This window comes from Fusobacterium necrogenes (assembly GCF_900450765.1).
GTDB lineage: Bacteria > Fusobacteriota > Fusobacteriia > Fusobacteriales > Fusobacteriaceae > Fusobacterium_A > Fusobacterium_A necrogenes.
Window position 1 is genome coordinate 1,022,508 of the sequence record NZ_UGGU01000003.1, and the last position, 25,149, is coordinate 1,047,656.

Here is a 25,149-nt window from a genome sequence, read left to right on the forward strand (position 1 = left end):
TATACTTTCAAATTTATCTCTATAATTTATAAATATTTTCTATTTCAATAAATTATTTAATTTTTTAATAAACTCTACAGGATTTTCTATTTGGAATCCTTCTAACATAAGAGCCTCTGTATAAAGAACATCTAATAAATCATCAAATTTAGGAGTATCTTTACACTCTTGAAGTTTTACAAATAAAGGGTGTTCTGGATTTAATGCTAAAATCTTTTCAGCTTTTATATTTTCATTTCCAGGAATTTGAGATAATACTTTTTCCATCTCAAGAGAGATTTCTCCCTTAGCAAGTAGAGCAGAAGCACCATTACCTAAGTTATTACTTAACTCAACATCTACTATTTTCCCCGTTAAGCTCTCTTTTATCTTATCTAGCATAGATTTATTATCTTCAGATAATCTTTTAATCTCTTCCTCTTTTTCCTTATTTTCTTCTAATTTAAAATCAGAATCACTTATTGATTTAAAAGTTTTTCCTTCAAACTCATTCATAGTTTTTAAAGCAAATTCATCAATCTTATCAGTTAAGATTAAGACTTCTATTCCTTTTTCTTTTAGAGCTTCCATCTTAGGTAGAGATTTTACAGTGGCTAAATCCTCTCCTACTACATAAAGAATCTCTTTTTTCTCTTCTCCCATACGCTCTACATACTCTTTCAATGTAACATACTTATCATCTAGAGAACTTCTAAATATTAATAAGTTTTGAAGTTTGTCTTTATTCATTCCAAACATATCGTGGATACCAAATTTTATATTTCTACCAAAAGCTTCCCAAAACTCAATATATTTTTCTCTATCATTTTTTAATACATATTCAAGCTCTGATATGATTTTTTTCTCAAGATTTTTAGAAATAGTAGTAAGCTCACTATTTTGTTGTAAAATCTCTCTTGAAATATTTAGTGATAAGTCATCACAATCTACAAGTCCTTTTACAAAACTAAAATATTCTGGAATTAGCTCATCACATTTATCCATTATAAAGACATTTTTTGTATAAAGTTGTAATCCTTTTTTATAATCTTTTGAGTAAAAATCCATTGGAGCTTTTTTAGGAATATATAATAAAGCGGTATATTCAATATTACCTTGTACTTTTAGATGAAAGTGGAACATAGGATCTTCCCAATCGTGGAAAGTAGATTTATAGAACTCATTATAATTTTCATCTTTAAGTTGAGATTTATCTGTTTTCCAAATTGGTTTTGTAGAGTTAATTGTTTCATCATTGAAAATAATAGGGTATCTTACATAGTCAGAGTATTTTTTAACTAAATCTCTTATTTTCCAATCTTCTAAGAAAGTCATAAACTCCTCTCCATCTTTTATAGTAAGAGTGATAGAAGTTCCTCTCTCTTTCTTTTCAAACTCTTCTATCTCATAAGAACCATTTCCAGTAGATGTCCACTTTACTCCCATATCAGATTTTGGAGATTTTGTAATAAGAGTCATCTTATCAGCTACCATAAATCCAGAATAGAATCCTACTCCAAATTGTCCAATGATATCTATATCATCTTTTGAAGTATTCTCTAATTTTTCTTTAAAAGCTTTCGAACCAGATTTTGCAATAGTTCCTATATTTTCAGCTACTTCATCATAAGTCATTCCTATTCCATTATCTGTAATTGTTATCTCTTTTTTATTCTTATCTACAGAGATAACTATTTTAAATTCTTTATCCTCTTTTAAAATTTCGCTATCTGTGAGAGCTTCAAATTTTATCTTATCAATAGCATCACTAGCATTTGATATTAGCTCTCTTAGAAAAATCTCTCTATTTGTATAAATAGAGTGTATCATTAAATTTAATAATTCCTTAGTTTCTGCTTGAAATACCTTTGCTTCTTTTCTCATTTTTAATTACCTCCTTAGCACTCTAATAAATTACTGGCTAATAAATAATATATACCACAATCAACAAAAGTTGTCAACAAAATTTTTAAACTTAAGTGATATCAGAAACAAAATACTAATTTAAAATATGAAATCAGTAAAATTTTTACTAAAAAACACTTCAAGCATATTGAAAAATTTCTTGGTAATATGCTATTATTATGTTGAAAAACAGATAAAAAATCTTATACTTGAACAATTTTAACGAGAAAAAAATATTTTTTTTACTAGTTAGTTATTTTTAGAAAGGATGAAATATGATAAGAATAAATAAAAATAAAAAAGAGTTTCATTTACAAGGGAAAAATTTTAGTTATGTTTTTAATGTTATGCAAAATGGACAATTAGGGCAACTTTATTTTGGAAAAAAAATAAGACATAGAGAAGATTTTTCACATTTTTTCTATAAACCTGAAGTTGGAATTGGAATAATAGCTCATTATGAAGAGGATCCAGGATTTTCATTAGAGTATTTCAAACAGGAGTACCCATCATATGGAACAACAGATTTTAGAAAGCCAGCTTTCGAGATAGAGGATGAAAATGGAAGTAGGGTAAGTAATTTTGTATATAAAGGATATAGAATTTATAAGGGGAAAGAAAAATTACAAGGATTACCAGCTACTTATGTGTTATCAGAAGAGGAAGCTGAAACTTTAGAGATTACTTTAGAGGATGAAATTTTAGAGTGTAGCTTATATCTTACCTACACTATTTTCAACGAAAGAGATATTTTAACTAGAAATGCTAGATTTGAAAATTATGGAAAACAAAATCTAAAATTAAATAGAGCAATGAGTTTATCATTGGACTTACCAGATTATAACTATGAGATGTTACACTTTTCAGGAGCTTGGGCGAGAGAAAGACATCTTAAAACTAGAAAATTAGAGGTAGGAAGTCAATATATAGATAGTACAAGGGGAGCAAGTAGTGCTCATCAAAATCCTTTTATTATTTTAAAAAGACCTAATACAGATGAGGATATGGGAGAGGCTATTGGGTTTTCATTAGTTTATTCTGGAAACTTTTTAGCACATGTAGAGGTAGACCATTTTGATGCTACAAGAGTGACTATGGGAATAAATCCTTTTGATTTCTCTTGGAGTTTGAATGGAGGAGAAAGCTTTCAAACACCAGAAGCTATAATCTCTTTTACAAGTACAGGACTTAATAGCTTAAGCCAAAATTTCCATTCACTATATAGAGAGAGACTTATGAGAGGAGAGTGGAAAGAGAAGGAGAGACCAATTCTTATAAATAACTGGGAAGCAACATATTTTGATTTCAATGAAGAAAAACTTCTAAATATGGTAAGAAAAGCTAAAAAACTTGGATTTGAACTTTTTGTATTAGACGATGGTTGGTTTGGAAAGAGAAATGATGATAAAAGTTCTTTAGGAGATTGGTTCCCTAACTTAGAAAAATTACCTAATGGTATAAAAGGGTTGGCTGAAAAAGTAGAAGCTGAAGGAATGAAGTTTGGACTTTGGTTTGAACCAGAGATGATAAGTAAAGAGAGTGAACTTTATAAGAAACACTTTGATTGGATATTAGGAGTAAAGGGAAGAAAACTATCTCTAGGAAGAAATCAATATATCTTAGATCTATCGAAAGAAGATGTACAAGATTATATAATTTCTGTACTTGATGAGAGATTTGCTGAAGCTCCAATATCTTATGTTAAATGGGATATGAATAGAAATATGACAGAGATAACTTATAGAGATTTACCTCATAAATATATTTTAGGACTATATAGAATATTAGAAAAAATAACTACAAAATATCCACATGTACTATTTGAGTCTTGTGCTTCTGGTGGTGGAAGATTTGACGCTGGTATGTTATATTATATGCCACAAGTATGGACAAGTGATGATACTGATGCAATAGTTAGATTAAAAGTTCAACATGGGACTTCAATGGGATATCCATTACTCACTATGGGGGCTCATGTTTCAGATATTCCTAACCATCAAACCGCTAGAAAAACAAGTTTAGATATTAGAAATCATGTAGCTTATTTTGGAAACTTTGGTTATGAGTTAAATCCACTTATTTTTGATGAAGAGATGGATAAAAAAGTAATTAAATATCTAGATTTCTATAAAGAAAATAGAAAGTTAATTCAATTTGGAGATTTTTATAGAATAGAGAGTCCATTTGAAGGAAATACAACATCTTGGATAGTAGTCAACAAAGATAAATCTGAAGCTTTAGTTGGATATTTCCAAATTTTAGCTGAACCAAATCCTGGTTATAATAAAAAAGTTATCTTAAAAGGGTTAAATTCAGAGAAAAAATATTTGGTCAATGATGAATTTGAAGCTTATGGAGATGAACTTATGAATGTAGGAATAGTTTTCCCGCAACCTGATAGATATTTTTCTAAAGATTCAGAAACACAAGATTTTCAAAGCAAAATATTTAAATTAAAAGAGATAAAATAAATTATAAGGGGGATTAAAAATGGTAGATTTTAAAATGAAACTTTCATATGGAATAGGAGCATTAGGAAAAGATTATGCTTGTGCTATAATATATATTTTTTTAATGTATTATTTAACTGACGTAGTAGGAATGGTGCCTGCTTTTGTTGGTACACTATTTTTAGTAGCAAGATTATGGGATGCAATCAATGACCCTATGATGGGAATGATAGTTGATAACACAAGAAGTAGATGGGGAAAATTTAGACCTTGGATACTTATAGGAACTATTTTAAATGCTGTTGTATTAATAGCTATGTTTTTTAAACCAAATGGATTAGAAGGAAAAATGTTATATGCTTATATCTCTGTTGCTTATATTTTATGGGGAATGACTTATACAGTAATGGATATTCCTTTCTGGTCTATGATACCAGCTCTATCTAGTGACAAAAAAGAGAGAGAGAAGATAGCTGTTGTACCTAGAATATTTGCTAGTTTAGCATGGTTAAGTATAGGAAGTTTTGGACTACCAGTTATAGGATTACTTGGAAATGGAAATGAGGGAAGAGGATTTTCTCTACTAGCAGTTGGAATAGCAATTTTCTTCATATTTGCTTCAACTTTAACGGTTATAAATGTAAAGGAACAAATAGTAAGTGACCAAAAAGCTCCAAAGGTAAATTTAAAAGATACATTTAGATTGATTTTCAAAAATGATCAATTAGTAGCTTTAATAGGAACAGTTTTAATGTATAACTTAGTTGCTCAAATCTCTGGAGGGGTAGCTATCTACTATTTCAAATATGTGGTAGGAAGAGAAGCATTATTCTCTGTATTTACAGGCTTTTCTGGAATAGCTGAAATAGCAGCACTAATGGCTTTTCCAATGTTATCAACTAAAATAGGAAGAAAGAAAGTATTTTTCTTAGCTTGTAGCTTACCAGTTATAGGTTTTGGATTATTATGTTTAGCTGGATATATTGCTCCAGAAAGTGCAACTCTAGTTGCTGCTTGTGGTATAGTTGCTAAATTAGGTTCTGGACTTTCTTTAGGTATTTCAACAGTTATGTTAGCCGACGTTGTAGATTATGGAGAGTTTAAATTTGGAAGTAGAAATGAAAGTGTAATTTTCTCTGTCCAAACACTACTTGTTAAATCTGCTTCAGCTGTAAGTGGTTGGTTAATAGGAATAGGATTGTCTTTAGTGGGATATGTAGCTAATGTACAACAAACAGTTTCTGCTATAATGGGAATAAGAAGTTTAATGATAATTTTCCCTATGTTATTATCAGCTATGGGATATGTAATATATAAAAAATATTATAAATTAAATGATGAATATTATGATGAGATTATAGAGAAATTAACTGAAAAAAGAGCTAATGCTTAGTAAGAAGGAGAGTATAATATGTGGTTAGGAGTAGATTATTATCCTGAACAATGGGATATATCAATGATAGATAAGGACTTAGACAATATAATAGAGCTTGGGAGTAATATAATCAGGATAGGAGAGTTTGCTTGGCATATTATGGAAAAGGAAGAGGGAAAATTTGATTTTTCCTTCTTCGATATGGTTATAAAAAAAGCTAGTGAGAAAGGGTTAAAAGTAATTTTTGGAACACCAACAGCTACAATTCCAGCTTGGATTGCTAAAAAATATCCTGAAGTATTATCAGAATTTGAAAATGGTCAAAAAAGAAGATTTGGTGGACGTCATACAAGCTGTTATAACAGTGAAAAATATGTAGAGTATTCTAAAAAAATTGTAACAACACTTGTAGAACACTATAAAGATGAAAAAAATATAGTGGCTTGGCAACTTGATAATGAGTTTGGACATGAAGGAAGCGATGAGTGTTTCTGTAAATGTTGTGAAAGAGAATTCCAAAAATTTCTTTCTAAAAAATTTAATGGAGATATCAATAAATTAAATGAAACTTATGGAACAACTTTCTGGTCTCAAGAGTATAACTCTTTTGAAGAGATACCTGTACCAGCCGCTACAATTACTACTCATAATCCAGCTTTAAGATTAGATTGGGAAAGATTTAGAAGTGAGAGTATTGTAAGATATTCTGATATGCAGGTTGAGATAATCAGAAATATAATTCCAGAGGCAGTAATTATTCACGATTTTCCGGGTGGAGGATTAGATAAGCATGTGGACTACTCTAAGTTAGCAGAAAAATTAGATGTAGTAGCTTACAATAACTATCCAGTATGGGGAGGACAAAAGAACCCTATTCCACCTTGTGAAATAGCTTTTGGTTTGGATTATATGAGAGGGTTGAAAAGACAAAATTTCTGGATAACAGAGGGGATAATGGGGGCTCAAGGACATGATATAACTGGATATCTTCCAAGACCTAATCAAGCTAAGATGTGGTCATATCAAGGAGTAGCTAGAGGTGCTGAAACATTTATTTACTTCAGATATCGTGGAGCTACTAAAGGAGCAGAACAATTTTGTTATGGTGTAATAGATGCTGACAACCAAAAGAGAAGAAAATTTTATGAGGTTCAAGACTTCTTTAGAGTAGCTAAGGAAAATGAAAAATCTTTAGAAACTCCAATAAACAGTAAAGTAGCTATGATATATGACTATGATTCATTAGCATCTTTTAGAATACAAAAACAAAGTATACTATTAGATTGTCATAGTGAGATGAAGAGAATACATAAAGTTTTCTATGAAAAAAATATAATGATAGACATCATTCCTCATACAATGGATATTTTTAAATATGAAGTAGTAATCCTTCCATTTATGATAATTTGGAAAGAAGAGTTTGTAGCTAAGATAAAAGAGTTTGTAAATAATGGTGGTAAAGTTGTATTTACTTACCGTAATGCTATAAAAGATATAGATAATAACTTGACATTAAATGAGATGTTACCTGTAAGATATACTGATTTAACTGGGGTATATATAGAGGAAACAGAAAGCTTACAAGAGTATGATGAGCTACCATTAAAAGGTATAGAAGAGTTTGAAGGTGTAGAGGGAAGAGCTGGAATATTTAGAGATATGCTTGTACCTACTACTGCACAAACTTTAATGAAATATGATGATAAATTCTATAACGAGTTTTCAGCTGTGACAAAAAATAAAGTTGGGGCTGGAGAGGTTTACTATATAGGTTGTGGATTAGAAGATAAACTTATGACTAAGATTATGGAAAAAGTTCTTGAAGGAGCAGATATAGTAGAAGAAATTACTCCTGAAGGTGTAGAAGTAGTTGAAAGAGGAAATCTAGAAAATAGAGTAAAAATCTATATAAATCATAATGATTATTCAGTTAAGGTAAAAGAGTTTGAGCTTGCACCTTTTGAATGTAAAGTTTTAAAACATTCTAGTCGTTAATTTTTAATGCTTTATTCAGTAAAAATCAAATTTTTTTTAGATAATAAAACTTGGATATATCGATGTTTAATTGATTAAAAAATTACCAACATAACATAGAAGTTCTATTTTTTTAACACAAAAAATCATTCTAAAATAATGTTTTAATTATTAAAATAGTATACAAATATAAAGCATAATAACCAGAAATAAAAATATATATTTTTCTAAAAAAATATATAAAAGTCAAAATTTTAGCATATTTTTGAAAATAAGAAAGCATAAATAAAAAAAATAAAATAATCTATTGCAAATAAAATAACAATGTGATAATATCTACTTATGTGAAAGAATGGATGAGGGTATTAATGCCTTTATTTAGAATAAATCAAATGGAGGATAAGGTTATGGCAAAAAAAGTAGTTTTAGCAGGTGCGTGTCGTACAGCAATCGGAGCAATGGGAGGAGCTTTAAGTAATGTTCCAGCTGCTGAGCTTGGTTCAATAGTTATTAAAGAAGCTTTAAACAGAGCGGGAATTCCTGCTGAAAAAGTTGATCAAGTGTTATTTGGATGCGTTATCCAAGCTGGATTAGGTCAAAATATTGCACGTCAAGCTTCAATAAAAGCAGGATTATCAATAAAAACTCCAGCAGTTACTTTAAACGTAGTTTGTGGTTCAGGATTACATACAGTTAACATGGCTGCTGCAATGATTCAATCAGGGCAAGCTGATATCGTAGTAGCAGGTGGAACTGAAAATATGTCTTCAGCTCCATACTTATTAAGAAAAGGACGTTATGGATATCGTTTAGGAAATGCAGAATTAGTAGACTCAATGGTAAATGATGCTTTATGGGATGCATTCAATGGTTACCACATGGGAATTACAGCAGAAAATATCTGTGATCAATGGGGATTAACTCGTGAAGAATTGGATAAATTTGCTGCTGATAGCCAACAAAAGGCTGTAAAAGCACAAGAAGAAGGAAAATTTAAAGATGAAATAGTACCAGTAGTAATTAAAGGTAAAAAAGGAGATATCATAGTAGATACTGATGAAGGGCCTAGACCTGGCACTACTGCTGAAGGAATAGCTAAATTAAAACCAGCTTTCAAAAAAGATGGAATGGTTACAGCTGGAAATGCTTCAAGTATCAACGATGGTGCTGCTGCTATTATTGTTATGTCTGAAGAAAAAGCTAAAGAATTAGGAGTAAAACCAATGGCTACTTGGGTAGATGGAGCACTAGGAGGAGTAGAGCCATCTATCATGGGAATTGGACCAGTTGAGTCTACAAGAAGAGTTCTTGCAAGAACTGGAATGGAAATCAAAGACTTTGATTTAATAGAAGCAAATGAAGCTTTTGCAGCTCAATCAATCGCAGTTGGAAAAGACTTAGGATTTGATTTATCTAAATTAAATGTAAATGGAGGGGCTATCGCTCTTGGACATCCAGTAGGAGCTTCAGGATGCCGTATTTTAGTAACTCTATTACATGAAATGCAAAAACGTAATGCAAAAACTGGATTAGCAACTTTATGTATCGGTGGGGGAATGGGATGTTCTGCTATCGTTAAAAGAGAGGACTAATTTTAAAACAACTCACTTATCTTAATCTATAATATTATTAAGAGCAGCTAAATCTGCTCTTAATATAATTCAATTTATATTCCAAGGAGGGTTTTAAATGAATTTTATTACATACGAACAAGAAGGTTTTATAGGAGTAATAACTATAAATCGTCCAAAAGCTTTAAATGCTTTAAATAGTGAGGTATTAAAAGAGTTAGATGCTACTCTAAATGGAGTGGATTTAGAAAATACAAGAGCTTTAGTACTTACAGGAGCTGGAGATAAATCATTTGTTGCTGGTGCTGATATAGGAGAGATGAGCACTCTCACAAAAGCTGAAGGAGAAGCTTTTGGAAAGATAGGAAATGATGTGTTTAGAAAAATTGAAACTTTTCCTATCCCAGTTATTGCCGCTGTAAATGGATTTGCTCTAGGTGGAGGTTGTGAAATTGCTATGAGCTGTGATATTAGACTTTGTTCTGATACAGCAACATTTGGGCAACCTGAAGTAGGTTTAGGAATTACTCCAGGATTTGGTGGAACTCAAAGACTAGCTCGTTTAATTCCAATTGGAAAAGCTAAAGAAATAATATATGGAGCTGTAAACATAAAAGCTGATGAGGCATATAGATTAGGATTAGTTAATGCTGTATATCCTTTAGAAGAGTTATTACCAGCTGCTAAGAAATTAGCAACTAAAATAGCTAAAAACGCCCCAATAGCAGTTAGAGCTTGTAAAAAAGCTATAAATGAAGGGTTGGATTTAGACATGGATCAAGCAATCATACTAGAAGAAAAACTTTTTGGAAGTTGTTTTGAGTCTGAAGATCAAAGAGAAGGAATGAAAGCATTTTTAGAAAAAAGAAAAGTAGAAGGATTCAAAAATAGATAATAAAATTCTAAAAATTGATATTATATAGTAAATTTAGGAGGTAATTAATGAAGATAGGAGTAATTGGTGCAGGAACTATGGGTTCTGGTATAGCACAAACATTTGCACAAACAGAAGGATATGAAGTATTTCTTTGTGATATAAATCAAGAATTTGCAGCTAATGGAAAAGCTAAGATAGCTAAGGGATTTGAAAAAATGGTAGCTAAAGGAAAAATGGAGCAAGCTACTGCTGATGCTATATTAGCCAAAATAACAACTGGAACAAAAGAAATTTGTAAAGATTGTGATTTAGTAGTTGAAGCTGCTTTAGAAAATATGGCTGTTAAACAACAAACTTTTAAAGAATTAGATGAAATTTGTAAACCAGAGGCAATGTTTGCAACTAATACTTCTTCTTTATCAATAACTGAAATTGGAGCAGGCTTAAAAAGACCTGTAATAGGAATGCATTTCTTTAATCCAGTACCTGTAATGAAACTTGTAGAAGTAATTGCAGGATTAAATACTCCAGTTGAAATGGTAGAAAAAATTAAAAAAATATCTGAAGAGATTGGAAAAGTACCTGTACAAGTAGAAGAAGCAGCAGGATTTGTTGTTAACAGAGTATTAATTCCTATGATAAACGAAGCTGCTGGAATTTTAGCTGATGGAGTTGCTTCAGCAGAAGGAATAGATAATGCTATGAAACTTGGAGCTAATCATCCAATGGGACCTCTTGCTCTAGGAGATTTAATAGGATTAGATGTTTGTCTAGCTATTATGGAAGTTCTTTATAATGAATTTGGAGATTCCAAATATAGACCTCATCCATTATTAAGAAAAATGGTTAGAGGAGGAAAACTTGGAAGAAAAACTGGTGAAGGATTCTTTAATTACAACAAATAATATTTAACTATGATATATGAAGAGGCTGTTGTAAATTTTTAAATTACAACAGCCTCTTTTCATTATTTAAATTGAAAATATAATCATAATAATATATCATAAAAAAGTAAATTTAAATGATAAAATCCTGGAGGAAGAAATGCTTGATAAAGTTATGATAATAAATACAGGTGGAACTATTGGAATGGTACACAGTGATAAAAATGATCCTAATAGTCCTCTTAGACCTGCTAATGACTGGAATGAGATAACTAAAGAACACCCTATTCTTGAAAAATATTCTACCAATTACTACCAATTTACTCCACTGATAGATTCATCCGATATGTCTCCTGAAATTTGGAAAGATATAGCTAGATTCATTTCAAAAAATTATGATAAATATAGAGGCTTTGTTATTTTACATGGAACTGATACTATGGCTTTTACAGCCTCTGCTCTCTCATTTATGCTAAAAAATTTAAATAAACCAGTGATACTTACAGGATCTCAAGTTCCTTTACAATTTCCTAGAAGTGATGCACTCCAAAACCTTATCACAGCCATACATATTGCTGGAAATGAATTATATGGAGTAAAACTTATTCCAGAGGTATGTATATTTTTTAGAGACAGCCTACTTAGAGGTAATCGTTCTAGAAAGATTGATGCTACCAACTATTTTGGTTTTTCCTCTCCTAACTATCCAGCAATTGCTGAAGTTGGAGCTGATATTAGAGTGATAAAAGATAGAATTCTTCCAACTAAGAAAGATAAATTTTATGCTGATATTACAATAGATAGTGAAGTAATTATTCTAGAACTTTTTCCTGGTCTAAATCCAAGTTATCTAAAAAGTATTTTTGAAGCAAATTCTATAAAAGGAGTTATTTTAAAGACATTTGGAAATGGAAATGCTCCTACTAATCAAGAATTTTTAGATGTACTCAAATATATAGCTTCAAAAGGTATAATAATAGTTGATATCACTCAGTGTACTAGAGGTTTTGTAAAGATGGGACTCTATGAAGCAAGTGCTAAGCTGACTGATGTTGGTGTAATTAGTGGAGCAGACTTAACCCCTGAAGCAGCTGTTACAAAACTCATGTATCTCTTAGGAAAAAGACTTTCCACTGATAAGATCAAAAAACTTATGCAAATAGATATGTGTGGTGAACAAACAATTAGTCAATATAATTTCCTAACTACAGATTTTAAAGATCTACACTCCGCTAATTTCGAATATAATCTAGATATTCCTCCAACTTTAAAAAAGGAAGATCTTATAGAGGCAGTTGTAAGAATTAAAAATATAAGAAATAGAGAAAAAAGAGAGGAACCTCTTTATATATCCATTAGTATTGAGGGAGAAAATTCTATTTCTACTGAACAGCTGAAAATTAATAATATAATACATGCTAACTTACCAAATGAAAAGAAAAATTTTCATGCTATTTTTAACCACACTATAAAATCTATAATAGATAAAAATAATATACTAAAAATTAAGATTAATAGTAATATGAAAATTTCAATAGAGTCTGTTAAATTTTCAATTTTTTCTGAATATCTAAGATAATTTATAAATTTATATATAAAAGGGCTATTGCAATTTGCAACAGCCCCTTTTCTATTAAATAATCTCTTTATATAACTTTTATACCACTAAATTCACCAAACAAAGTGCTCCTATAAATAATAGCGTCATATTTAACTTTTTAAAATCTCCAGTAATCAAATGAATGAGAATATAGCTTAAAAATCCTAAGCTCAATCCTGTACTGATACTATATGTAAGCGGCATCATTACAATTATTATGAAACAAGGAAATAAAGTTTTTAAATCTCCAAAATCTAAATCTTTTATATGCTTAAACATATATACTCCTACTATAATTAAAGCTGAAGCTGTTGCATATCCTGGCACTACAGCTACCAATGGAGAAAATAATAATGCAAATAAAAATAGTAATCCTGTCACTACTGAAGCTAATCCTGTCTTAGCTCCTACCGCTACCCCAGCAGCTGACTCAACATAAGTTGTTACTGTACTTGTACCTAAAACTGACCCTATTATTGTTGAAAAAACATCTGTGTAAAGCATTCTTCCAAAGCCTTGAATTTTTCCATCTTTATCAATGATTCCTGCCTGTCTTGAGCAAGAGATTAATGTTCCTAAGGTGTCAAATAGGTCAACAAACATAAATGAAAATATAGGTCCTATTAGTGATAGTTTAAATGCTCCAACTATATCTAATTTTCCTGCTATTGGAGCTATACTTGGTGGAAGTGATACCACTTTTTCTGGAAGAGCTATATTTCCTGTTACAAATCCTAAAATTGTAGTAATAACTATTCCTATTAGCATACCTCCTTTAACTTGTTTTATTTCTAAAGCAATTGCTACAATAAGTCCTATTATTCCTAAAATTGTAGTAAGTTTCATCTCTCCTAGTCCTACTATTGTAGCAGGATTAGCTGCAACTAACCCTATATTAATTAATCCTATAAATGTAATAAAAAGTCCTATTCCTCCACCTACTGCTATTTTTAATGGCATAGGAATAGCATAAGCTATTTTCTCTCTAATTCCACCTAAAGATAGTATAAAGAAAAATATTCCTGACATAAATACAATACCTAATGAAGTTTCCCAAGATAGGCCTCTTCCTAATACAAGTGTAAATGTAAAGAAAGCATTCAATCCCATACCTGGTGCTAAAGCAAATGGTGCATTTGCCCAAACTCCAGAAATAATAGTTGCTAGTGCTGATGTCAAACAAGTAACTGTAATTAAAGCTCCCTTGTCCATTCCTGTCATTCCTAAAATTGAAGGATTAACAAATATAATATAAGACATAGCTAAAAACGTAGTTAATCCTCCTATAACTTCCTGTTTTACTGTACTTCCCCTCTCAGAAATCTTGTACAATTTCTCTAAAATTCCTGTGTTCTCCATTTTTCCTCCTATATAAATTTATTTAGATAATCTTTGAATATATTCTTTTGGAATTGGCAAATCTATTTCTACTCCATACCTATCTATTTTTAGATAGTGAGAAAACAGATACATCATCCTATCTTTGCTTTTTCCATATTTAGTATCTCCTACTATTGGATTTCCCATTGAGGCTAGCTGTACTCTCAACTGATGTGTCCTTCCACTTTCTAATTTACCCTCTAGTAATGTACAATCTTTTCCATATTCTATAACTTTAAAAAAACTTAAACTCTCTTTAGCTCCCTCTTCATATTTTTCTAACTCTACAACCCTATCATCTAACCTTTTCAAGTAACTTTTTATTTGAAACTCTGCTTTTTTTATCCTTCCTTCAACTAGAATATAATATTTCTTCTCTATTTTTCTCTCTCTTATATCTTCAGATAACTCTCTAGTTACTACAAGAGTTTTAGCTCCTACAACTATCCCTGAAGTAGCTTTATCAATCCTATTGATAAAATTAAAATTAGGATTTTTTAAGTACTCCTTTAATATTTCAGAAACACCATATTTATGTGCACTTCCCTTATGCATTACCATACCAGCTTTTTTATTCAAAATTAAAAGATTTTCATCTTCGTATATAATAAGCTTTTTTATCTCCTTTAATTCTTCTGTTTCAATCTTATTTTCCCTTTTGTCCTCTTTATTTTCTACTGTAAAAAATAACTTTACTATATCATATCTTTGAAGCCGATAACTCTCCTTAGCTTTTTTTCCATTTACCTTTATTTTCCCTACTCTTATACATTTAAAAATTTCACTGAGTGACATATTAGGTAAATTTTTTCTTAAAAATTTATCTAACCTTACATCTTCATACTCCCTATCTATTATATATTCCATATCTCTCCTAGTCTCTATATATTCTCACACTTTGGACTATACCCAACATTATAAAACTAATAAGTAGTGAAGTTCCTCCATAACTCATAAGTAGCAATGGTTTCCCTGTAACTGGCATAATTCCCATAGTCATTCCTACATTTATCACAAAATGAAAAAAGAAAATAGCGGCTATACCATAACATACAAGTTTTCCAAATCTATCACTAGTTGTTTCAGCCACATATATTATTTGCATAATTAAAATAATATATAGCAAAAAAAGTAAAGCTCCTCCTATAAAACCTCTTTCTTCTAAAAAAACTGAAACTATAAAGTCTGTATGAGCTTCTGGTAGAAATTTAAGCTTACTTTGACTGCTATTTAAAAATCCTTTTCCGTAAAGCTTTCCTGACCCTATAGCTATCATAGACTGTGTTACATTCCAACCACTCCCTAATAGATCTGCTTCTGGATTTAAAAAAGTAAGAACTCTTTGTCTTTGATAATCTTTCAATAGGAAAAAATAAGCAAATGGAACAAAGGCCATTCCACTTATTCCAAAAATTATTATGGTTTTCCAATCCAAACCACACATAAATATAATTACACTAAAAGTCATAAGTATTATCAGTGTTGTTCCCAAATCAGGTTGCTTTAAAATAAGTAATAAAACTGGAGCCATATGTGCTCCAGCAATTATTACACTTTTTATCCCTACAACTCTATCTTTAAAGTATGTAGATAAAAATGCTGATAAAGTTATCACTAACAAAACCTTTCCAATCTCTGATGGCTGTATACTCACAGGACCTAAGTCTATCCATCTTTGAGCTCCTAATCTACTCACTCCTAACAAAAAAACAGAGCACAAAATCACTATATTTAAAAGATACAAAACTTTATAGTACTTTAAATATTTTCTGTAGTCTATCATAGTGACAAATAAATAACTAAATACTCCTATTACAGCCCAAATACTCTCTTTTATATAAAATGATGAAGTCCTTGTAATAGTTGCACTATATATAGTAGATATACTTATTGCCACTATTATTATTGCATTTAAAACAAGGAAGTTATTCATTTTTTTTAATCTTTTAAAAAAAAGCTTTATATCTCTACTACTCTTCATCTACTACCTCTTATTTTCCAGTGTGCCCAAATCCTCCAGCACCTCTTTCAGTTTCATCTAAACTTTCTACAACTTCAAAATCCATCTGTGCCACTTTATTTAATACAAGCTGTCCTATTCTTTCTTGAGGCTCTATTACATATTCCTCTTTACTAAGATTAATAAGAATAACTCCAATCTCTCCTCTATAATCACTATCTATTGTTCCAGGTGTATTAGCCATACTGATACCGTGTTTTAGTGCAAGTCCACTTCTTGGTCTTACCTGTACCTCATATCCCTCTGGTATTGCCATTTTTATCCCTGTTGGAACTAATACTCTCTCTAATGATCCTAAAACTATTGGCTCAGAAATATTTGCTCTAACATCCATTCCAGCTGAACCAGATGTTTCATATTTTGGAAGAGTAACTCCCTCAGATATTAAAACTTGTACTTTTACTTTTTCCATCTCTATTTCTCCTTATATATTCCCTAAAATTGTCCATGAATAATATTTTTCATCAAAAATAACCTTAGCTGTTTCTTTAATATCATCTAAAGTTATTTTCTCTATGGAATTGATTATCTTATCTATATCTATTACCTCTCCATATAATAGATAAGAATTTGCCATTCTATTCATTCTTCCTTTGCTTCCCTCTAAGCTAAATGTAAGCATACTTAAGAATTGATTTTTAGATTTTTGAAGCTCGTAAGCTGTTATTCCATTCTTTCTTATATCTTCAAATTCAGCTCTTATTATATCTATTACATCACGATAACTTTCATGAGTGGTTCCTGCATAAACAGTAAAAATCCCTCCCTCTAAGAAAGCACTTGAGTATGTATAAACAGAATAAGCTAGTCCTCTCTCCTCTCTAATCTTTTGGAAAAGTCTTGAACTCATATTTCCACCTAATACACTAGAGATAATAGCTGCTGGATATTTCATCTCATCTACAAGGCTTACCCCTTTAGTATTAAAACATAGATGAACTTGGTTAGTATCTCTAACTATTTTATTTTCTCCACTGTTAATAGTGTAATTGTTATCTATATTTCTCTCTACAGGATAATCTTCTAACTTTCCAAATCCTTTTTCTAGCATCTCAAATAACTTATCACAATCCATCTTCCCAGCTACTGAAATAACTAAATTAGAAGCTCTATATTGATCTTTAAAATATTTTACAAATCTATCTCTATCTATTCCATTTAAACTCTCTATTGTTCCTAATACACTATTTGATTGAGTTCCTGTTACAGCAAATTTTATATTCTCATCGTGGATAGTTTCCTCTGGAATATCCTCATACATTCTTATCTCTTCTATTATTACATTTCTCTCTTTTTCAAGATTTTCCTCTGTAAAAGTAGAGTTGGCAAACATATCTGAAAGTATCTCTACTCCCTTTTCTATCTTGTTAGATAACATTTGAATGTAATAGCAAGTTGTATCTCTACTTGTATAGGCATTTATCATTCCACCCTCATTATCTACCTCTTCAGAAATATCTTTAGCAGTTCTGTTAGTTGTTCCTTTAAACATCATATGCTCTATATAGTGAGATACTCCATTCTCCTCAGGATACTCATCTCTTGATCCTGTTTTTACAAATATACCCAGACTTATAGTATTTATACTATCTATATTATCCATAAGTACAGGTATTCCATTACTAAGCTTTCTTATCTCTATACTCATTAATCCTCTCCATTCTTTACTACTAATATTCAGCCTTATTCAACAGATAAATTCCAACTGCTAAAAACATTATATTGGGAAGCCAACCTCCCAAAAATGGATTTAAAAATCCATTGATACTCAAAGCTTCAAAAGAAGCTTGTACTACATAATAACCATAACCTAATAAAACACAAATACCTAGACTTACAGCTGAAGTTCCTCTCACATATCTTCCTCCCAATGCAAGCCCTAAAAATGATATTACGAAACTTGCAAATGGGAAGGAGTATCTATTTCCTAACTCCACCAAAAGCTCTCTAGTATCTCCACCAATACTCTTCATCTCTCTAATAGTCTTTTTCAAATCTTTTATAGTAAGAGTTCTTGGCTCAACAGTAAGAGTTATAAAATGCTCAGGACTATCTCCATATTTGCTATCTGAAAAAAATTCCTTTGTTTCTGGCTTTTTATTATCATCTCCATAGTAGATATTTACATCTTTTAGCATCCATACTTTTTTGCTAAAATTATATCTTCCCTCTGGAGCTGTTATTATTCTCTCTATTTTATCAAAACTTTTATTTAAATCTACTATCTCTATATTTTCAGCAAATCCTGTCTCTCTATTTACCTTTTGCATAAGATATATATAGTTAGAATCCTCCCCTCTTAAAAAAGCATTTCTTTTTTCTATAGGAGCAACTCTTTTTTGTACCTCCCCACTTCTCAAATCTCTATTTATTTTCAAAGAAATTGGATAAAGAGTATCATTTACAAAAAACACCACTCCAGATATTATAGCTGATATTATAATAGGAAATAATACTATCCTTCTAAATTTTATTCCAGAAGTTTTTAGAGAAATAATCTCTAAATTTGAAGCCATAGTACTTATAGTCATCATACTTCCTAATAATACTGCTAATGGTGCTACATCTATAAAGGTTCTAGGAAGAAGTGTAACTATGTAGTAAACAGCATCTCCTGGAGTAAATCTTCCATCACTTAGGTATTTTACTACTTTGAAAAGTTGACTTACTATAAATATTCCCATAAAAGCTACAAGACTTAACATAAAAGATTTTATAAAATTTTTACTGATATATCTATCAATAATTTTCATTATATCACCTCTATCTTTTTCTTATACATATAGAATGTCAATAGAAAAAGTATCAAATTAGGTAGCCAAACTCCTACAAATGCTGGTATAACACCTTTAGTCGCCATTACCATTCCAACATTTAAACAGGTGATATAAGAAAATATTACTATCAAACTCAAGGCAAAATTAGCTCCCTTACCACTTCTATGATGTCCTATTGAAAGAAATACTCCCAACAACGATAACATCATTGTAGAAAGTGGTACTGCTAGCTTTTTATTTATCTCAACCTTATAAGACAACTTCTCAGCAGCTGTTTTATTCTTCATCTCTTTTAATAATGTCCCTATTCCCATAGCTTCAATATCCTTTACCCTTATCTCAATCTCGCTAAAATATGCAGCTAATGGTATTTTTTTCTCATCAAACTTCCCTCTTAAAACTTCTTTCCCTTCATCATTAAAATTATAAAATTTTGAATTTGTAAGTACCATAGCTGAATCTTTCCAATAGGCTTCCTCTCCAACTATTACAGTTGGAAATGGTTTATCTTCCACCTTTTGAAATATCAAAACTCCTTTTGCTTTTTTATCCTTTCCTACCATCTTATCAATATATAGATTATACTCGTCTACTTCATCTATAAAAGTCTTCTCTTTAAGTTGAAATATAGGATTTTCATAAGCTATTTTAGCAGTTAAAAACTGTAACTTTGCAACTGACCTTGGAATAATACTCTCTTGTAAGAAAAATATAAAAAGAGTAACACAACAAGCTGCTACAAATATAGGTTTCACAATATCCTTTAATGACATACCAATAGCACTCATAGCAGTAGCCTCACTTGTTCTAGTAAACTTTGAAAAAGTTAACATTATCCCTAGAAACATTCCCATTGGTATAGTTTGTGAAAGTATAGGCGGAAGATAGAATGACAAAATTCTTATTACATCTATTATGGATATTCCCTTTACGATAATATTTTCCATCATAGCTACTATAATATCTATCAAAAATATGAAGGTAAATAGAGATACTCCAAAGAGAATAGGAATCTTTATCTCATTTAAAATATACTTATCTATTAATTTCATATACCTCTCCTAAAAAATCTTATTTATATACTTATCTATCAATTTCTCATTTTTTACAGCTTCTATTCTCTCTTTAAATACTTTCGGAATATACTCCTCTATAAGTGGTGCTACTTTTAACAATGTTTCTACTGCTCTACTGTTATTCCCATATTTTTTTATCTCTGGAAATAAATCACTTGTAAAATTGAATATAAAAACTACCACTAAGGCTAATACTGCTCCTTTTGCAACTCCTATTAAACCACCTAAAATTCTCAATATAAACCCTTTTGTCAAAGTTTCCATAATATTTTTTAAGAAATGTAATAGTAGTCCTATTACAATATAAACAGCCCAAAATATAACTATATAGACTATAAAATAATTAATATCATTTGACTTAAGATTTAAAAATTTTATCAATATTGGAGTAAAATATCTAGCTGCTATAAAATTGATAACTAAACCAAATACTGATAAAAATTCTACAAAAAATCCATTTTTTAATCCATCTAAGATCGCTAAAATCAATACTACTAATATAATAATATCTAAATACATAATTCACACCTTCTAACTATTAATTATTCTCACCCATAGTGCTTTTAAATATAAAGTTTCTGGAACATGTAATATCCATGGATGGTCTTCTGGCTGATAATTTATTCCTATCACTTGTAAAAGTTTTCCATTTTTAGAGGCTGCCATTCTTGTAACTTCTATTAAATCTTGAAGGGAGATATGATAAGCACAAGTAATTACTCCCAATATTCCTCCATCTTCTAAAAGTTTAAAGCTATCATCACATAGATCAAAGAAAAAATCTCTTCCTTTGTGGATATCAGCCTTTCTCTTAATTAAAGATGGTGGATCTAATGTAATTACATCATACTTTTCTTCTCTTCCTACAAGTGTCTTAAGAAGTAAAAAAGCATCTCCTTCCATAGTTGTATAATTTCCTTCAAACCCATTTAATTCATAATTTTCTCTACATAGTTCAAGAGCATGAGGTTCCTTATCTATAGCTACAACCTTTTTGCAATTCTCTTTTAAAGCAGCCATAGAAAATCCACCACTACTAGAAAATACATCTAAGAATCTAGTATCTTTATTTAAATACTTTCTAATAAATTTTCTAGAATCTCTTTGATCTAAGAAAAATCCTGTTTTTTGTCCATCTATAATATCTATTCCATACTTAAGTCCATTATCCTCCATAATAACTCTTTCTGGAATTTCACCAAAGATAATTCCTGTCTTTTGCTCTACTCCCTCATGAGTTCTATTTTCTACGTCACTTCTTTCATAGATTCCCTTTGGTTTCATAACTTTTTTAATAGCATTTATTATCTCTTGTCTAAATCTTTCTACTCCAGAATTTCTAAATTGTACTGCTACATATTTGTCAAATTTATCTATTATAAGTCCTGGAATCCCATCTCCCTCTGAGAAAAATGCTCTTATACAGTTTGTTTCATTATATAAGTGTTCTCTCTTTTTATAGGCACTTCTTATTTTATTTAAGATAAAATCTTTATCTATCTTTTCATCTTTTGTAGTAAGTACTCTCACATAAGCAGATGTAGAGTCAGTTACATATCCTCTTCCTACAAATGTCATATCCTCAGCACAAACATCTACTACATCTCCATTTTCTATCTTTCCTATTATATTTTTTACTTCATCTTTAAATACATTAGGATAAAAGTTTTGAATTTTCTTCTCTTTTCCCTTTTGCAAAATTATTTTTGCCATTTTCGCTCCTTATCTTGTTACTAAATATGGTTTTCCATTCTCCTTATATACTCTATATACTCTTCTACCTATCCCTGTAAGTATATCCCAAGAACACTTATGTTCTATATTTATCTCCTCTATGATATCATCTCTCACTACAATTACCTCTGTACCAAGAGATATTTTATTCTTTATGGACTCTGGTATTTTTACCATACACATATCCATACATATCTCTCCAATTATTGGACATTTTTCCTCTTCAATAATAACATAGCTTTTATTTGAAAACTCTTTCTTTATTCCATCTGCATATCCCATTCCAATAGTAGCAAATGTTTCCCCTTTATGAAGTACATATTTTCTTCCATATGAGATAAAAGAATCATCTTCTACTGTTCTTATTGATAAAATCTTTGTTTTTACACAAAATACTCTCTTTAAATCCTCTACTCTATAATTAGCTATCATACCATACATACATATTCCAGCTCTTACAATATTTCCACTAATTTTCTCATTGAACCTTAAAATACCTCCACTATTTAAAATATGAAGATATTTTACTCTGTCTTTATACTTTTCAAAAATTTGAAATTTTTTAATTTGAGTTTCTGTATAATCATCTGATTCTTTATTAAATCCATCTGCATCAGAAAGATGTGAATAGATACCCATTATATTTATAGCATTTTCAAGACAGTAATCTATTACTCTCTCTCCCTCTTCTGGTAAAAATCCTAATCTTCCCATACCTGTATCTATCTTTATATGTATACCTACTTTTAAAGTATTTTTCTTTATATATTCTAATTGCTTCCAATTTCCAACTGTTATTTGAATATTATTTTCATTAGCAACTTCTATCTCTTCAGGAAATAGTATTCCTAAAATTAATATTTCATTTTCTATTCCAGCTTCTTTTAGATCCATTGCCTCATCTAAACAAGCCACAGCAAAAGCTTTTACTCCATGCTCTGATAGATATCTCACAGTTTCCTTTGCTCCAAATCCATAGCTATTAGCTTTGACTACTGCCATTATCTCCCTATTATTTACTTTTTCTCTTATTTTATTTATGTTAAAAATTAAATTATCCATCTCTATTTCTAACCATGCTCTCATTTTGTTCCCTCTCTCTGCAATAATCTCACTTTCACTATAAATTTATTTGAAAAATATTGTAACTACTCAGCTAATAACTCAAAGAAAACTCAAAGAATTGTGTAATTTATGAAGAGAAGTTAGATTAACTCAGCGAAATCGAACGCTAAAAAATGCAATAAGTCGAAGACTTAACCCTTGCATTTTTAGTGAGATGAACTCGTAGTTAATCAACTTCTTGGAATATGGAACAATTCTTAATTTTCTTTTAAAAATAGCTGAGTAGCTAAAAATATTCTTTAAACTAGTATTTTTTCTTTTGCTTCTTTAGTTTCTTCCTTTTGAAGTTTTTTCTCTATTCCAGAATTTCCTCCATCTCTTTTCTTTTTATCTAATAGATAAACTATTGGAGTTGCTATAAATACGGAACTATATGTTCCAGCTAATATTCCCACTAAAAGTGTCACTATAAAAGTTCTAAGTGAATCTCCACCAAAAATTAATATTGCTATTATAGCAAAAAGTGTTGTAACTGATGTATTTATTGATCTTATCATAACTTGATTTATACTCTTATCTAAAAGCTCTTCAAAAGTAAGTTTTTGTTTTGTTTTACGCTTTATATTCTCTCTAATTCTATCAAATACAACTATCGTATCATTAATAGAATATCCTAATATAGTTAATACAGCTGCTATAAATGGAGTATCTATCTCATAACCTAAAAGTGATATTACCCCTATTGCTATAATTAAATCATGTATCAAAGCTATTATAGCCCCTAATGAAAATATAAATTCAAATCTGAAAGTTATGTAAGCTACTATTAAGACAGAACCAATTAGCAGTGAGTATATAGCTGAAGTTTTTAGCTCTTTTCCTATACTAGCTCCAACTTTTTCCACCTTATCTATATCATATTTTCCTACTGTATTCAAACTATCTAATAAAGCCTCTTTTTGTGCTTCAGTTAACTCTTGAGTTCTTATAATGACAGTGTTTCCCTCAGATACTTGCACTTTTCTGCTGTTTCCACTAAGCTGAGGAATATTTTTTGCCACTCCATCTAGTACACTATTTATTTCAGTTAGAGAAACAACTTTTTCAAATTTTACCTGTGTAAGACTTCCTCCAGAAAAATCTATTCCATAATTTAAACCTCTAGTTAAAAGTACTCCAAGGGAAATTATAACCAATACAACAGAAAGTCCTAAAAACTTTTTAGTATTTCTTATTATTCCTACTTGCATATCTCTCCCCCCTTCACTCCAAATAACTCTGATCTTTCAAATTTAAATACTTTTACAAATACTAATAACAATATTTTTGTTATTGTAATAGCTGTAAACATAGATGCCAACGTACCTATTGTTAGAGTTACAGCAAAACCTTTTACTGGTCCTGTTCCAAATGTAAATAGAATTGTTGTAATTATGAGAGTAGTGACATTTGAGTCAAATATAGCTACAAACCCCTTATTAAATCCTACACCAATACTATTTGTAATACTATTTCCTAATCTTAACTCTTCTTTTATTCTTTCAAAGATAATTACATTGGCGTCAACAGCCATACCAGCTGAAAGAATAAGACCAGCTATACCTGGTAAAGTAAGTGTCGCATCTATAAAATTCAAACTTCCAAAAGTTATAAGTCCAAATATCAATAAAGCTATATCTGCAACTATTCCAGGTAATCTATAAAATACTATCATAAATATACCTATTAAAGCCATAGCAAACATAGCTGCATTTTTACTTTGTGCTATTGATTCATCACCTAGAGATGCTCCTACTGTTCTTGTTTCAGCTATTTCAGCCTTCACTGGAAGTGCTCCAGCATTCAAAAGAGTAGCAGTAGCCTTAGCCTCTTCAACAGTATAATTTCCTGTAATTACTCCACTTCCACTTGGAATTTCAGAATTTATCATAGGTGCTGTTTGTACAGCTCCATCTAGAGTTATAGCTAATTGCTTTCCTATATTATTTCTAGTTATTTCAGCAAATTTTACAGCTCCCTCTTGATTCATCTCAAACTGAATTTGAGGTCTACCTAAGTTATCATATGAAACATCAGCCTTTTTAAGTGCTCCTCCTGTAAGTAGAGTCTCTCCTAAGGTTCCATCTTGATTCATAATCTTAAACTCCAAAAGTGCTGTTTTTCCTATCATTTTAATAGCATCTTCTGTATTACTTATCCCTGGTAATTCAATAATTACCCTATTATCTCCAGCTTTTTGTACTACAGACTCAGCAACCCCTAGACCATTTATTCTTCTATCTAGTACCTCTATAAGTCTATCCATCGCTTCTGAATCAATAGTAACTCCCTCTTCTGGTATCGCTTCTAATACCACATATACTCCACCTTTTAAATCAAGTCCTAATTTAGTAGGTTTAGCAAAACTTAACCACATAGCTCCACAGACTACCATTATTATAAGGAGCAATCTCATCATTAATTTTGAACTCATTTTCCCCTC

At 30.4% G+C, this 25,149-nt stretch carries 19 protein-coding genes and 1 pseudogene; 7 read left to right on the forward strand and 13 right to left on the reverse strand.

Features of this window, described 5'->3' with window-relative positions; all coding sequences use genetic code 11:
* Positions 1–39 precede the first annotated feature (39 nt).
* Positions 40–1,863 carry a molecular chaperone HtpG gene (htpG, locus tag DYA59_RS05115; RefSeq protein WP_115270019.1) on the reverse strand — a complete coding sequence of 608 codons (1,824 nt, stop codon included), beginning with the start codon at positions 1,861–1,863 and terminating at the stop codon, positions 40–42.
* A gap of 296 nt (positions 1,864–2,159) precedes the next feature.
* Here htpG and DYA59_RS05120 point away from each other — a divergent pair, with 296 nt between their 5' ends.
* From DYA59_RS05120 to DYA59_RS05150, 7 genes and pseudogenes are all read left to right on the forward strand, one after another.
* Complete coding sequence (locus DYA59_RS05120; RefSeq protein WP_115270021.1) at positions 2,160–4,355, forward strand: alpha-galactosidase; 2,196 nt, start codon at positions 2,160–2,162, stop codon at positions 4,353–4,355.
* A gap of 19 nt (positions 4,356–4,374) precedes the next feature.
* Positions 4,375–5,727 (forward strand): melibiose:sodium transporter MelB, encoded by a 1,353-nt coding sequence (melB, locus tag DYA59_RS05125; RefSeq protein ID WP_115270023.1) that lies wholly within the window; start codon positions 4,375–4,377, stop codon positions 5,725–5,727.
* A gap of 18 nt (positions 5,728–5,745) precedes the next feature.
* Positions 5,746–7,704 carry a beta-galactosidase gene (locus DYA59_RS05130; protein ID WP_115270025.1) on the forward strand — a complete coding sequence of 653 codons (1,959 nt, stop codon included), beginning with the start codon at positions 5,746–5,748 and terminating at the stop codon, positions 7,702–7,704.
* 386 nt (positions 7,705–8,090) lie between these two features.
* Positions 8,091–9,275 carry an acetyl-CoA C-acetyltransferase gene (locus tag DYA59_RS05135; protein ID WP_115271494.1) on the forward strand — a complete coding sequence of 395 codons (1,185 nt, stop codon included), beginning with the start codon at positions 8,091–8,093 and terminating at the stop codon, positions 9,273–9,275.
* Between the two features lie 97 nt (positions 9,276–9,372).
* Positions 9,373–10,149: an enoyl-CoA hydratase-related protein gene (locus DYA59_RS05140; RefSeq protein ID WP_115270027.1), complete on the forward strand. Its 777-nt coding sequence runs from the start codon at positions 9,373–9,375 to the stop codon at positions 10,147–10,149.
* A gap of 47 nt (positions 10,150–10,196) precedes the next feature.
* On the forward strand, positions 10,197–11,036 hold the full coding sequence (locus DYA59_RS05145; protein WP_115270029.1) for a 3-hydroxybutyryl-CoA dehydrogenase: 840 nt from the start codon (positions 10,197–10,199) through the stop codon (positions 11,034–11,036).
* Between the two features lie 139 nt (positions 11,037–11,175).
* Positions 11,176–12,201: pseudogene (locus DYA59_RS05150) on the forward strand (asparaginase); the annotation flags it as partial.
* A 471-nt stretch (positions 12,202–12,672) separates the two neighbouring features.
* Here DYA59_RS05150 and DYA59_RS05155 read toward each other — a convergent pair.
* The 12 genes from DYA59_RS05155 to secD all read right to left on the reverse strand — a co-directional run bounded on the left by DYA59_RS05155 (position 12,673) and on the right by secD (position 25,140).
* Positions 12,673–13,974 (reverse strand): NCS2 family permease, encoded by a 1,302-nt coding sequence (locus DYA59_RS05155; RefSeq protein ID WP_115270033.1) that lies wholly within the window; start codon positions 13,972–13,974, stop codon positions 12,673–12,675.
* Between the two features lie 18 nt (positions 13,975–13,992).
* Positions 13,993–14,862, reverse strand: a complete 870-nt coding sequence (locus DYA59_RS05160; RefSeq protein WP_115270035.1) for an RluA family pseudouridine synthase — start codon at positions 14,860–14,862, stop codon at positions 13,993–13,995.
* 7 nt (positions 14,863–14,869) lie between these two features.
* A complete protein-coding gene (gene rodA, locus DYA59_RS05165) occupies positions 14,870–15,976 on the reverse strand; it encodes a rod shape-determining protein RodA (protein ID WP_115270037.1) in 1,107 nt (368 codons plus the stop codon).
* A 10-nt stretch (positions 15,977–15,986) separates the two neighbouring features.
* Positions 15,987–16,427, reverse strand: coding sequence for a dUTP diphosphatase (dut, locus tag DYA59_RS05170; protein ID WP_115270038.1), 441 nt, complete (start codon positions 16,425–16,427; stop codon positions 15,987–15,989).
* A 12-nt stretch (positions 16,428–16,439) separates the two neighbouring features.
* Positions 16,440–17,663, reverse strand: a complete 1,224-nt coding sequence (locus tag DYA59_RS05175; RefSeq protein ID WP_115270040.1) for a M16 family metallopeptidase — start codon at positions 17,661–17,663, stop codon at positions 16,440–16,442.
* 22 nt (positions 17,664–17,685) lie between these two features.
* Positions 17,686–18,768: an LptF/LptG family permease gene (locus DYA59_RS05180; RefSeq protein WP_115270042.1), complete on the reverse strand. Its 1,083-nt coding sequence runs from the start codon at positions 18,766–18,768 to the stop codon at positions 17,686–17,688.
* On the reverse strand, positions 18,768–19,844 hold the full coding sequence (locus DYA59_RS05185) for an LptF/LptG family permease (protein ID WP_115270044.1): 1,077 nt from the start codon (positions 19,842–19,844) through the stop codon (positions 18,768–18,770). The genes DYA59_RS05180 and DYA59_RS05185 overlap by 1 nt, the downstream gene beginning before the upstream one ends.
* Positions 19,845–19,853: 9 nt before the next feature.
* A complete protein-coding gene (locus DYA59_RS05190; protein ID WP_115270046.1) occupies positions 19,854–20,387 on the reverse strand; it encodes a CvpA family protein in 534 nt (177 codons plus the stop codon).
* Positions 20,388–20,399: 12 nt separating this feature from the next.
* Positions 20,400–21,581 (reverse strand): class I SAM-dependent rRNA methyltransferase, encoded by a 1,182-nt coding sequence (locus DYA59_RS05195; protein WP_115270048.1) that lies wholly within the window; start codon positions 21,579–21,581, stop codon positions 20,400–20,402.
* A gap of 9 nt (positions 21,582–21,590) precedes the next feature.
* Positions 21,591–22,688, reverse strand: coding sequence for an alanine racemase (gene alr, locus DYA59_RS05200; protein ID WP_115270050.1), 1,098 nt, complete (start codon positions 22,686–22,688; stop codon positions 21,591–21,593).
* A 278-nt stretch (positions 22,689–22,966) separates the two neighbouring features.
* Positions 22,967–23,917 carry a protein translocase subunit SecF gene (gene secF / locus DYA59_RS05205; RefSeq protein ID WP_115270052.1) on the reverse strand — a complete coding sequence of 317 codons (951 nt, stop codon included), beginning with the start codon at positions 23,915–23,917 and terminating at the stop codon, positions 22,967–22,969.
* Entirely contained in the window at positions 23,908–25,140 is a 1,233-nt protein-coding gene (gene secD, locus DYA59_RS05210; RefSeq protein WP_115270054.1) for a protein translocase subunit SecD, read from the reverse strand. Before secD ends, secF begins: the two co-directional genes overlap by 10 nt.
* Between the last annotated feature and the right edge of the window lie 9 nt (positions 25,141–25,149).

Excerpts from the sequence above, each read along its gene's own strand:
- htpG (WP_115270019.1), bottom strand. The coding sequence starts at position 1,863 with ATGAGAAAAGAAGCAAAGGTATTTCAAGCAGAAACTAAGGAATTATTA.
- alr (WP_115270050.1), bottom strand. The coding sequence starts at position 22,688 with ATGAGAGCATGGTTAGAAATAGAGATGGATAATTTAATTTTTAACATA.
- DYA59_RS05190 (WP_115270046.1), bottom strand. The coding sequence starts at position 20,387 with ATGTATTTAGATATTATTATATTAGTAGTATTGATTTTAGCGATCTTA.
- rodA (WP_115270037.1), bottom strand. The coding sequence starts at position 15,976 with ATGAAGAGTAGTAGAGATATAAAGCTTTTTTTTAAAAGATTAAAAAAA.
- secF (WP_115270052.1), bottom strand. The coding sequence starts at position 23,917 with ATGCAAGTAGGAATAATAAGAAATACTAAAAAGTTTTTAGGACTTTCT.
- DYA59_RS05130 (WP_115270025.1), top strand. The coding sequence starts at position 5,746 with ATGTGGTTAGGAGTAGATTATTATCCTGAACAATGGGATATATCAATG.
- DYA59_RS05135 (WP_115271494.1), top strand. The coding sequence starts at position 8,091 with ATGGCAAAAAAAGTAGTTTTAGCAGGTGCGTGTCGTACAGCAATCGGA.
- DYA59_RS05175 (WP_115270040.1), bottom strand. The coding sequence starts at position 17,663 with ATGAGTATAGAGATAAGAAAGCTTAGTAATGGAATACCTGTACTTATG.
- DYA59_RS05185 (WP_115270044.1), bottom strand. The coding sequence starts at position 19,844 with ATGAAATTAATAGATAAGTATATTTTAAATGAGATAAAGATTCCTATT.
- DYA59_RS05145 (WP_115270029.1), top strand. The coding sequence starts at position 10,197 with ATGAAGATAGGAGTAATTGGTGCAGGAACTATGGGTTCTGGTATAGCA.
- DYA59_RS05195 (WP_115270048.1), bottom strand. The coding sequence starts at position 21,581 with ATGGCAAAAATAATTTTGCAAAAGGGAAAAGAGAAGAAAATTCAAAAC.
- DYA59_RS05140 (WP_115270027.1), top strand. The coding sequence starts at position 9,373 with ATGAATTTTATTACATACGAACAAGAAGGTTTTATAGGAGTAATAACT.
- secD (WP_115270054.1), bottom strand. The coding sequence starts at position 25,140 with ATGAGTTCAAAATTAATGATGAGATTGCTCCTTATAATAATGGTAGTC.
- DYA59_RS05155 (WP_115270033.1), bottom strand. The coding sequence starts at position 13,974 with ATGGAGAACACAGGAATTTTAGAGAAATTGTACAAGATTTCTGAGAGG.
- dut (WP_115270038.1), bottom strand. The coding sequence starts at position 16,427 with ATGGAAAAAGTAAAAGTACAAGTTTTAATATCTGAGGGAGTTACTCTT.
- DYA59_RS05120 (WP_115270021.1), top strand. The coding sequence starts at position 2,160 with ATGATAAGAATAAATAAAAATAAAAAAGAGTTTCATTTACAAGGGAAA.
- melB (WP_115270023.1), top strand. The coding sequence starts at position 4,375 with ATGGTAGATTTTAAAATGAAACTTTCATATGGAATAGGAGCATTAGGA.
- DYA59_RS05180 (WP_115270042.1), bottom strand. The coding sequence starts at position 18,768 with ATGAAAATTATTGATAGATATATCAGTAAAAATTTTATAAAATCTTTT.
- DYA59_RS05160 (WP_115270035.1), bottom strand. The coding sequence starts at position 14,862 with ATGGAATATATAATAGATAGGGAGTATGAAGATGTAAGGTTAGATAAA.